We start from the raw sequence: 9927 nt of genomic DNA, 5'->3' as shown, positions 1-9927 counted from the left end.
CGCGCTCCCGGCCATCGCCGGCCTGGGTTTGAGCCCGCTGATCGTCGGCATCGTGGCCGGCGCCATTTACGGCAACGCACTGCGCGACGGCATGCCCGAAAGCTGGGCGGCCGGTGTCAACTTCTCGGCGCGCAAACTCCTGCGCATCGCGGTGGCGTTTTTCGGGCTGCGCGTGAGTCTGCAGGAAATCGCCCAGGTCGGCTTGCCCGGTCTGGCTGAGTCGGTGCTGATCGTCGTGAGCACGCTGGTGATCGGCACGTGGGCCGGTATGAAGATCATGAAGCTCGATCGCGACACAGCACTGCTAACGGCTGCGGGCAGCGCGATCTGCGGTGCGGCGGCCGTGCTGGCATTCGAGTCGACGCTGCAATCGAAGCCGCACAAGAGCGCCATGGCCGTGGGCAGCGTGGTGCTGTTCGGCACCCTCTCGATGTTCCTCTACCCGGTGCTGTTCAAGGCGGGCTGGCTGCATCTCGACACGGTGGGCGCGGGTCTGTTCTTCGGCGGCACGATTCATGAAGTGGCGCAGGTGGTCGGCGCAGCCAGCAATGTGAGCCCGGAAGCGACCCACATCGCGACCATCGTCAAGATGACCCGCGTGATGCTGCTGGTGCCGGTGCTGCTGGTTGTCGGCGTGTGGGTGAACCGCTCGGCACGTGGCGCGGCCGCCACCGCAACCGCCGAAGACGGCAAGCAACACGCCCCGCGCAAGCTGGCCATTCCCTGGTTCGCGCTCGGCTTCCTGGCCTTCGTCGTGATCAACTCTCTGCATGTCTTGCCCGAAAGCGCGACCAGCACGCTGAACATGCTCGACACCTTCGCGCTCACCATGGCCATGACGGCGCTCGGTATCGAAACCCGCATCTCGCAGATCCGTCAGGCCGGCCCCCGCGCATTGACGACCGGCTTCATCCTGTATGTGTGGTTGATTGCCGGCGGACTGGGTATCACATGGACCGTCCAGCACCTGTTCGGCTAAACCGCCCTCGCCTCCTGACCAACCCCGCCGCGTGCGGGGTTTTGTGCGTTCAGGAAGCCCATCTGACACGCATGCGCGGCATACTGGTTGCTGACGTCACCCGTTCACGCAAACCGGTTCATGCAACCGGAATGAGGACCGATCGATGAGCCTGGAACTTTACTATTGGGACGGCCTGCAAGGTCGCGGCGAATTCGTGCGGCTGGCGCTGGAAGAAGCCGGCGCGGACTACGTGGAAGTAGCACGCGGCGACCCGCTGGAGGGTCTTGGCACGAACGCGATGATGGCAATAATGAAGAGTAAGGACGAGCCCTATCCGCCATTCGCGCCGCCGTTTCTGAAAGACGGCGATCTGGTCATCGCGCAGACCGCCAACATCCTGTTCTACCTTGGCCGGAAGCTCAATCTCGCGCCATCGGTTGAAAGCCTGCGCTATGTCGCCAACGGGCTGCAACTGACGATCGCCGATATGGTGACCGAAGCGCACGACACGCATCATCCGCTCGCCAGTGCGCTGTATTACGAAGACCAGAAAGACGCCGCCAAAGTGCGCGCGCACGACTTCATCGACAACCGGATTCCGAAGTTCATGAAGTACTTCGAGCGCGTGCTGAAACAGAACCCGGCCGGCGACACGTTCATGGTGGGCGACGCGCTCACTTACGTCGACTTGTCGATGTTCCAGCTGATCGACGGTCTGCTGTACGCTTTTCCGCGCGCGCTCAAGCGTTTTGGCGAACACTATCCGCGCCTCGCGGCGCTGCACGACGCGGTGATCGAGCGGCCGAAGATCGCCGCTTATCTCCAGTCCGACCGGCGCATCGAACATAACGAAGCCTGCGTCTTCCGGCACTACCCGGAACTCGACAAGGCGGTGACTTGATCCGCACCGCCCTCCTTCGCGAACGCTCCGCATTGCGCCCGCTTCCAATAGCAGGCGCAATGCTGTTACCGTACGCGCATCTCATCCACCCATCACGCCCTCTCCTGCCGACGTGCTTTCATTCCTGCTGAAGCTGCGCACCCGCGCTCAAACCCTGTTCCGTCTGTCCGATGCCCATACGATGCTGGTCTGGTCGGTGGTGGTCGGCGTCGCGGGCGCATTCGCGACGATTGCCTTTCGCGAATGCATCGCGTTGCTGCAGCTGGTGTTTGTCGGCAAGTCCGGCAGCTTCGTCGAAATGTCGCGCAGCTTGCCGTGGACGGTGCGTGTGTGGCTGCCCGCCGCGGGCGGCCTGATCGCCGGTTGTTTGCTGCTGGTCGCACAACGTCACGTCGACAAGAACAATCACGTCGACTACATGGAAGCGGTCGCCATCGGCGATGGCGTGGTGCCGGTCAAGCTGAGCTTCTGGCGCAGCGTGTCGTCGCTGTTCACGATTTCGAGCGGCGGCTCGATCGGCCGCGAAGGTCCGATGGTGCAACTGGCGGCGCTGGCCGCGTCGCTGATCGGCCGCTGGGTGCATTTCGATCCGCCGCGTCTGCGCCTGCTGGTCGCGTGCGGTGCGGCGGCCGGGATTACCGCTGCGTACAGTGCGCCGATCGCCGGGGCGTTTTTCGTCACTGAAATCGTGCTTGGCTCGATCGTGATGGAAAGCTTCGGCCCTGTAGTGGTCTCGGCGGTGGTCGCCAACATCACGATGCGCGAGTTCACCAGCTACAAGCCGCCGTACGAAATGCCGGTGTTTCCGCCCGTGGCGGGTGCTGAAGTCCTGCTGTTCGTCGCGCTCGGGCTGCTATGCGGTGCAACCGCGCCGCAGTTTCTGCGGCTGATGGACTTCTCGAAAGCAAACTTTCGCAAGCTGCCGGTGCCGTTGCCCATCCGGCTGGCGTTAGGCGGTCTGGTAGTCGGCATTCTGTCGGTGTGGACGCCCGAGGTGTGGGGCAACGGCTATAGCGTCGTGAATTCCATCCTGCATTCGCCGTGGACGTGGAGCGCGCTCGTCCTCGTGCTGGTGTTCAAGATCGTCGCGACGTCGGCAACCGTGGGCTCAGGCGCGGTCGGCGGGGTGTTCACGCCGACGCTCTTCGTCGGCGCGGTGGTCGGTTGCGTGTTCGGCCAGGGCATGCACGCGTTGTGGCCGCACGGCACCTCGGCGCCGTTCGCCTATGCGATGGTCGGCATGGGCGCGTTCCTGGCCGGCGCCACGCAGGCGCCGCTGATGGCGATCCTGATGATCTTCGAAATGACGCTCAGCTATCAGGTGGTGCTGCCGCTGATGCTGTCGTGCGTGGTCGCGTATTTCGTGTCGCGCGCGATCGGCAAGACGTCGATGTACGAAATCACGCTGCGCCGCAATCAGGAGGAGCAGGAGCGCACTCGCCTGCGCGCGACGCAGATGCGCGAGCTGATCCGTCCCGCCGAAACCGTCGTGCCGCCGAACGCGACCGTACATGACATGACGCGTGTGTTCCTCGAATATCCCGTGAAGTATCTGTACGTCGCCAACGAGTCCGGCGCGTTCCTCGGCGTGGTCGCACTCAAGGACATCACCTCCGACCTGCTCGACGAGCGCGACACCGCCACGAAAACCGCTGCGGATTATCTGCAGCCGCATTTCGATGTGCTCACGCCGGATATGTCGCTTGGCGTTGCGTTGCAGCACTTCATGGCGTTTCAGGGCGAGCGGCTGCCAGTCGTCGAAAGCGCTTCGGATCCGAAGCTGGCGGGGGTCGTGTACAAGACTTCGCTGCTCGATGCGTATTTCCGCATGAATCCGACGCGCTAGACCAAGGTTCGGGTGTTCGGCACCCGGACGCTCAATCGCCGAGTCATTGGTTGAGCCCGCGCGGCAATGCGCGGTGCCTCACCCACGCGCCCGCCTCAGCCGATGCAAAGCGCGGCAGATTCTCTACAATGGGAAAACCGCTGCAGCGATTGCGAGCAGCGCGCGTTACGCCAAGACGGGCGCACCGAGACGCCCGCCCTTCGATCGGAGCGAAGATGAGCGAACCGTCCCTCGATGCCGTACGCCGCGACCAGGCGGGCTGGATTTTCCTGCATATCGAAGGTGAGCCGTACGATCGCGGCGAGCAGCACGGCCAGTTGCTCGCCACTGAAATCCAGAACGCGATCCGCACCGCCCGCTACCTCGCGAAATGGGATACCGGCGAAGACTTCGATACTTTCGTCGGCGCCGCCGTGTCCCAGTTCGCCAACAAACTCGACACTGAATTCGCCGACGAAATCCAGGGCATCGCCGACGGCGCGAAGCTGCCGTTCGCCGAAGTGCTGGCCTGGAACGGTTACATGGATCTGCTGCAAAGCTGGTGGCCGAGCCATGCGGCAGCCCAGCAACCGCAGCTCGGCCTGAAACCGTGGCGCGGACGCCGCGGCCATCACTGCAGCGCGTTCATCGCCACCGGCAATGCCACCCGGGACGGCCGCATCGTCATGGCGCACAACTCGTGGGACCGCTACGCCGCGGGCGACGCGTTCAACGTCGTGTTCGACATCGTGCCGGATCGCGGCAACCGCATCCTGATGCAAGGCTTGCCGGGCTGCATCTCCAGCCTCACCGATTTCTGGGTCACCGAAGCCGGCCTGATGGTCACTGAAACCACCATCTCCAACTTTGCCGGCTACAACGCAGCGGGTGCGCCGGAGTTCTATCGCTCGCGGCGCGCGTCGCAATACGCCAACAACATCGGCGAATGGTGCGAGATGTTCGCAGTCGCCAATAACGGCGGCTATGCAAACAGCTGGCTGCTCGGCGACACCAAGACCGGCGAGATCGCGCGCTACGAACTCGGGCTGCACTATTCCGGTTTCGAGAGTACGAAAAACGGCTTCTATAGCGGTTACAACACCGCGACCGACCTGAAGATCCGCAACCAGGAATGCATTGGCGAAGGCGAAGACTATACGGACGTGCGCAAGAACGGCGCGCGCCGGTTGCGCTTCATGCAGCTCGAAGAAATGCATCACGGCAAGATCGACGTCGAACTCGCGAAAGAGATGATTGCCGACCATCACGACGTTTATCTCGACCGCAACGACAACCCGTGCTCGCGCACCATCTGCGGGCACCTGGAACTGGACGACGCGCGCTTCGGCGGTTCCGATCAGGGGCCATTCAATCCGTGGGGCGCCAACGACGGCAAAGTGATCGACAGCGACATGGCGCGCACCATGGCCTTCACCGCGCGCTGGGGACATCCATGCGGCCGCCCTTTCGATGCCCAGGCATTCATGAAGCGCCATCCGCAGTGGAACTGGCTCAACGGCTATATGCGCGACCGGCCGTCGTGGCCGTGGACGCGGTTCGAGGTGCTGCGCTAGACGAGGGGCTTATTGCGCCGCACCATAAATGCTGTACGACCGTTCGCGACGGCGTTGCCTTTTTCCTGCCATCATGTGAAATCTACAATGAGGTTTTGTCTCTTTTGCGCGCGCGCCGCAGCCGTTTGCCATCTAAGATGGTAGATGCACGCCGCCCGCATAGGGCAACGCCACGTGTAGGTTGCGCCTTCCTTTCGACGCGGGGACGGCACAGCGCTCGCTCAACTGTTAGCGCCGCATGAGCTTAGGAGGTCGGGCGATGAAAACCTCGACACTGTTGACCATGGTGACGCTGTCAGCCTCGTGTTTTGCCGCGCCGGTTCATACCGCGACGGACAGCACGGCCGCCAATAGCCTTGCCGAACGCGCCAACGCTGCACCCGTCGCCCCCGCGGCGCCGGACGTCGCTGTCACGGACGACAATCGTCCGCGACAATGGCAATACATCGCGTTGCCCAAGTCGCGGCATCTGGAGCGAAGCTTCGCGGGCCAGAACGAACACCTACAGACCTGAAAAAGACCTGAAAACCGCCCCCAGGAGCGCTTGCATGACCGCATCGGCTATTCCCGGCGAATCGATTGATCTCCAGATCGCCGACATTCTGCAAGAAGTCCGTTTCCCGACTTACAAGGATGCGCTAGTCGAGGCCGCGCGCGAAGCCGGCGCGAGTAACGAACTGGTGTCGATGCTCGACGGGTTGCCGGAACAGGATTACGCCGACGTGACGTCGATCACGCGCCTGATCGGCGGCAATTACGGGCCGGGTCTGGGGGCATGAGCGGAAAGTCCCGCTTGTCGCCGGGTTCGTCGCTGGGTTCGTGTTCATCAGACTCGCAACGCACAGCCGACTGGATTCATCGCTCGCCGCATTCGGGCGGCGCGAGCGGCATTGAGCGGATCGAAGCATTCTTTCATCATGCCGGCTATGCCATGCACCGGCACGATACCTATGCGATCGGCCGCACGCTGGCAGGCGTGCAGAGCTTCCGCTATCGCGGCAGCATGCGTAACAGCTTGCCGGGCGGCACGATGGTATTGCATCCCGATGAACCGCATGACGGCCAGGCCGGCACCCGCGACGGCTTTCATTACCGGATGATTTACGTCGACCCGGCGCTGTTCCAGCAGGCGCTCGGCGGCAAGCCGCTGCCATTCCTCGAAGGCGGCTTGTCGAGCGACCCGCGTCTCTTTGCTGCCACCGAAAGCCTGTTGCGCACGATGGACCGGGCTATCGATTCGCTCGAACAGGACGACGCGCTCTACGATCTGGCCATCGCGCTCGACGCCGTGGCAGGTGCGGCGACGGCGACGCGCCGGCCGGTAGATTACGGCGCGGCGGAGCGGGCCCGCGAGTATATGCTTGGCTCGCTCGATCGCGCGGTGACGCTCGACGAACTGGCGGCAGCCGCTGGCCGCGATCGCTGGAGTCTGTCGCGGGATTTTCGTGCGCTGTTCGGCACGAGTCCGCACCGTTATCTGACCATGCGCCGACTCGATCTCGTGCGCCGCCTCGCGGTTCAGGGCGTGTCGCTCGCCGACGCATCGGCGGCGGCCGGCTTCACCGACCAGAGCCATATGACGCGGCACTTCAAGCGCGCGTGGGGCGTGGCGCCAGCACATTGGCTCAAGATGCTGGGCCCTTCGACGCGCGGCACGCGCTAAGCGGCAACGCGACGGATAGCCCAGCGCCGGGCAGCCGCGCACACAAACGTACAAGACCCGATAGCGCCTTCCGCCCTACGCTCGTGCCTGACACCTAACACTCAGGAGGAGCACCTCGATGTCCACCCATCAAACGATTCAACGGCCTCACCGCGCCATCAACTTTGCTGAAAAGCTGCAGCTCATCAACGACCAATGGCAACCGCGCGTCGTCGCGGAAATGAACGACTACCAGTTCAAGCTGGTGCGCATTGAAGGCGACTTTGTCTGGCACGAACATGCCGACACGGACGAAACGTTTATCGTGCTCGACGGGCAGTTGCGCATCGACATGCGCGATGGATCCGTGCTGCTCTCGGCTGGAGAAATGTTCGTGGTGCCCAAAGGCACGGAGCACAAACCGTACGCCGAACGCGAGGTCAAGCTCCTGTTAATCGAGCCGCGTGGCGTGAAGAATACCGGCGAAGAAAACAACGAACGCACCGCGGCAAACGACGTGTGGATCTAGGCAGGCTTGCCGCACGCCCGTCAAAGCGGTGACGACGACGCCACCACGATTCGCGCGTGCGAAGCATGGGGCTTCGCCCGCGCCGCATCGCCCGGCAAGGCGGACACCGGCAGATCGGCGGCGTAAGCCGGCGAGCCGGCAACGGCGCGCCGCGGCATCCTGGCGCGTGGATCGCGCGCGTGCTCATCGGTCTGCTGGAAATGCGCGACGAGGTGATCGATAAAGGTACGCACTTTCGCCGGCAAATGAAGGCGGCTTGGATACGCAATCGTGATTTCGACTTGCGGCAGACGGTAGTCGGTGAGCAACGGCACAAGGCGCCCGGACGCCAGATCGCGGCCGATCAGGTAGCTCGGCAAAATCGCTACGCCCATGCCCAGCAGGGCGAACTGCCTCAGCATCTCGGTGTTGTTCGCCGCAATCGCATTGGTGGGCCTCACGCGGACTTCACCCTGCGGTCCGGTAAACACCTTTTCGTCGCCGCCCTGCTCGGCTGGCCGGCTCAGGCAAGGATGCGTCAACAGGTCCTCCGGGCGGGTCGGCGTACCGTGCTGGTCCAGATACGCGGGCGTCGCGCACACCGTCATATAACCGGTGGTCAGCCGCCGCGTGACGATGCTCGCGCTGCGCATCTGCCGCGCGACCATAATGCCGACGTCATAACCTTCTTCCACCAGATCGACGTGGCGATCCGCCAGCGTGACGTCAGGCTTCACATCCGGATAGCGCGCGGCGTACGTCTGCACCACCGGCGCCAGGCTATGCAGCCCGAACACCACCGGCGCGACGATGCGCAAGGTCCCGACCGGTTCGTGATTGCGCGCCACCACCATCTGCTCGACGCCTTCCAGGTCGTCGAGAATGTGGCGCACCCGTTCCAGATAGGTCGTGCCGGATTCGGTCAGAGATAGACGGCGCGTCGTGCGATTGAGCAGCCGCGTGCCGAGGCGCGCTTCCAGGTCTGCGACGTGGCGCGTGACGACAGCAGTGGAAAGATCCAGCGCACCGGCCGCGCGCACGAAACTGCCCAGGTCGGCCACCTTGACGAATACGCGCATCGACTGCAATTGATTCATGGACGACTCCTGCCTCGGTAACGCCGGGCCGGCGCAACGCTGCCGCCTGTGTCGACCCGCGCGACAAGGTGCGCGCGGATTTGCCCAACGATTCGATTGTATCGACCCGATCATGTCCCAACCCTGACCTGAACATGACAATCCCGTCAGGTTCCTGAGGCGCTCGCGACACTATTGCGAGGCTTATTGCGGGTATTAGGTAGGTATAAACCCGTAGATGCTGGTAACATAGCGCCCGAAAGGAAATCTATCGCTATGCCACATCGTTTTCAGCTTCTCGAAAAAATCGCGTTTTCACTGGTTTGCTGGTCCGCCGCGGCCTGTTCGGCCTTCATCGCTTACGAGCGGTGCCCGGACATCAAGGTCGTTTTGCACGTCGGTGAAGAGGCCCTGCGCTACAGCGGGCAATATTCGTTCGCCTGCACCACACCGGTTGCGGACGCCTGCGCGCAGTTGCCGTTGAACTGATTCGGCGGCATTCGTCACACCATTTGGTCACGTATCTAGCCGCGCAGCGTGCGCGGCGGCTCAACGCGCGTCAGCCAGTTGGCGTTGCTCGTTGCAGACCCGCTCCGCTGCGGTGATCTGAGCGCTTTAGCCGCGCGCCCTCTCACACCCCGATTACGCGTCGCGCCCGAACACCACGCGCGCGAAAAATCCCGCCAGTACCGTTTCAGCCATCTCCGCCGGCACGTTCTGCGGATCGACCGTGTAGAAAAACTGCACGCCGTCGCACAACCCCATCAAGCCCATCGCCAGTGTCTCCGCCGGCAGCGGCAGCGGTGTGCCCACTCGCAACGAAAATTCGCGGATGTATGCGCTCAACTGCTCGAGCTTCTCGTGCGTAAACGCGTTAAAGCGTATCCGGAAGCGGCCGTCACGCACGGCCAGCAGCTTCGCCTCCACCCACAGCAGGAAGCACTTGTTCTCGCGATGCAGGTTGCTGTAGTAGCGCAGCACGCGCTCCTCCATCTCCTCGCGCGACACAGCGTTTTCGAAGATAGAGTGCAAGCCCGCCTGCATGGTCTCGTGGTCGCGCCGCAGTAGTTCGAGGAACAGTTCGTTCTTGCTGCGGAAGTTCGAATAGAACGCGCCGCGTGTATAACCCGCCGCCCCGGCGATGTCTTCGACACTCGCCGCGACAAAGCCTTTCTTCATAAAAATCGCTTGTGCAGCATCGAGCAGACGCTGGCGCGTCTGGTCTTTACTCTGCTCGCGTGTAAGTCGTTGCCGTTTCATGGGCGCAAGTCTAGCACCGAAAAGAATTCCAATTCACGTCAACATTCAAATACATGTGTGTATTAGAATGCACTCAATCATTCGAAGTCAGACGCGTATGCCAATTGCATGTTTCGGCCCACGCGTCTTCGCTGGCGGGCCGCTGCGGCTTGCCGTGTTCGTTCGCTGTCTCCAGTTGGG

General features: G+C 62.9%; 11 protein-coding genes. 9 read left to right on the top strand and 2 right to left on the bottom strand.

Annotated features, from left to right (window positions below):
• The 8 genes from GNZ12_RS25115 to GNZ12_RS25080 all read left to right on the top strand — a co-directional run.
• On the top strand, nt 1-979 hold a 979-nt coding region (locus tag GNZ12_RS25115; protein WP_172314744.1), incomplete at its 5' end, for a YeiH family protein.
• Between the two features lie 145 nt (nt 980-1124).
• Nucleotides 1125-1862, top strand: coding sequence for a glutathione S-transferase (locus GNZ12_RS25110; protein WP_172314742.1), 738 nt, complete (start codon nt 1125-1127; stop codon nt 1860-1862).
• A gap of 112 nt (nt 1863-1974) precedes the next feature.
• On the top strand, nt 1975-3708 hold the full coding sequence (locus GNZ12_RS25105) for a ClcB-like voltage-gated chloride channel protein (protein WP_172314740.1): 1734 nt from the start codon (nt 1975-1977) through the stop codon (nt 3706-3708).
• Nucleotides 3709-3923: 215 nt separating this feature from the next.
• A complete protein-coding gene (locus GNZ12_RS25100) occupies nt 3924-5261 on the top strand; it encodes a C45 family autoproteolytic acyltransferase/hydolase (RefSeq protein ID WP_172314738.1) in 1338 nt (445 codons plus the stop codon).
• A 259-nt stretch (nt 5262-5520) separates the two neighbouring features.
• Nucleotides 5521-5775, top strand: a complete 255-nt coding sequence (locus GNZ12_RS25095) for a hypothetical protein (RefSeq protein ID WP_172314736.1) — start codon at nt 5521-5523, stop codon at nt 5773-5775.
• Nucleotides 5776-5809: 34 nt separating this feature from the next.
• Nucleotides 5810-6040, top strand: coding sequence for a DUF2795 domain-containing protein (locus tag GNZ12_RS25090; protein WP_121110626.1), 231 nt, complete (start codon nt 5810-5812; stop codon nt 6038-6040).
• Complete coding sequence (locus GNZ12_RS25085) at nt 6037-6924, top strand: AraC family transcriptional regulator (RefSeq protein ID WP_172314734.1); 888 nt, start codon at nt 6037-6039, stop codon at nt 6922-6924. The genes GNZ12_RS25090 and GNZ12_RS25085 overlap by 4 nt, the downstream gene beginning before the upstream one ends.
• Before the next feature lie 118 nt (nt 6925-7042).
• A complete protein-coding gene (locus GNZ12_RS25080) occupies nt 7043-7432 on the top strand; it encodes a cupin domain-containing protein (protein ID WP_172314732.1) in 390 nt (129 codons plus the stop codon).
• Nucleotides 7433-7452: 20 nt separating this feature from the next.
• Here the strand turns inward: GNZ12_RS25080 and GNZ12_RS25075 are convergent, their stop codons facing one another.
• A complete protein-coding gene (locus tag GNZ12_RS25075) occupies nt 7453-8508 on the bottom strand; it encodes a LysR family transcriptional regulator (protein ID WP_172314730.1) in 1056 nt (351 codons plus the stop codon).
• Between the two features lie 255 nt (nt 8509-8763).
• Between GNZ12_RS25075 and GNZ12_RS25070 the strand changes: the two genes are divergently transcribed.
• Nucleotides 8764-8976, top strand: a complete 213-nt coding sequence (locus tag GNZ12_RS25070; RefSeq protein WP_074283376.1) for a hypothetical protein — start codon at nt 8764-8766, stop codon at nt 8974-8976.
• Between the two features lie 153 nt (nt 8977-9129).
• Here the strand turns inward: GNZ12_RS25070 and GNZ12_RS25065 are convergent, their stop codons facing one another.
• Nucleotides 9130-9747, bottom strand: coding sequence for a TetR/AcrR family transcriptional regulator (locus GNZ12_RS25065; RefSeq protein ID WP_172314728.1), 618 nt, complete (start codon nt 9745-9747; stop codon nt 9130-9132).
• Nucleotides 9748-9927: the final 180 nt, after the last annotated feature.

Source organism: Paraburkholderia solitsugae, from assembly GCF_013177695.1.
Classification (GTDB): Bacteria; Pseudomonadota; Gammaproteobacteria; order Burkholderiales; family Burkholderiaceae; genus Paraburkholderia; species Paraburkholderia solitsugae.
The sequence above is the reverse complement of the archived record's forward strand: the minus strand, read 5'-3'. Positions and strand labels throughout refer to the sequence as shown.

Bases quoted from the DNA above. Each gene is read 5' to 3' on its own strand.
- GNZ12_RS25075 (WP_172314730.1), bottom strand. From the start codon at position 8,508: ATGAATCAATTGCAGTCGATGCGCGTATTCGTCAAGGTGGCCGACCTG.
- GNZ12_RS25110 (WP_172314742.1), top strand. From the start codon at position 1,125: ATGAGCCTGGAACTTTACTATTGGGACGGCCTGCAAGGTCGCGGCGAA.
- GNZ12_RS25090 (WP_121110626.1), top strand. From the start codon at position 5,810: ATGACCGCATCGGCTATTCCCGGCGAATCGATTGATCTCCAGATCGCC.
- GNZ12_RS25080 (WP_172314732.1), top strand. From the start codon at position 7,043: ATGTCCACCCATCAAACGATTCAACGGCCTCACCGCGCCATCAACTTT.
- GNZ12_RS25095 (WP_172314736.1), top strand. From the start codon at position 5,521: ATGAAAACCTCGACACTGTTGACCATGGTGACGCTGTCAGCCTCGTGT.
- GNZ12_RS25065 (WP_172314728.1), bottom strand. From the start codon at position 9,747: ATGAAACGGCAACGACTTACACGCGAGCAGAGTAAAGACCAGACGCGC.
- GNZ12_RS25070 (WP_074283376.1), top strand. From the start codon at position 8,764: ATGCCACATCGTTTTCAGCTTCTCGAAAAAATCGCGTTTTCACTGGTT.
- GNZ12_RS25085 (WP_172314734.1), top strand. From the start codon at position 6,037: ATGAGCGGAAAGTCCCGCTTGTCGCCGGGTTCGTCGCTGGGTTCGTGT.
- GNZ12_RS25100 (WP_172314738.1), top strand. From the start codon at position 3,924: ATGAGCGAACCGTCCCTCGATGCCGTACGCCGCGACCAGGCGGGCTGG.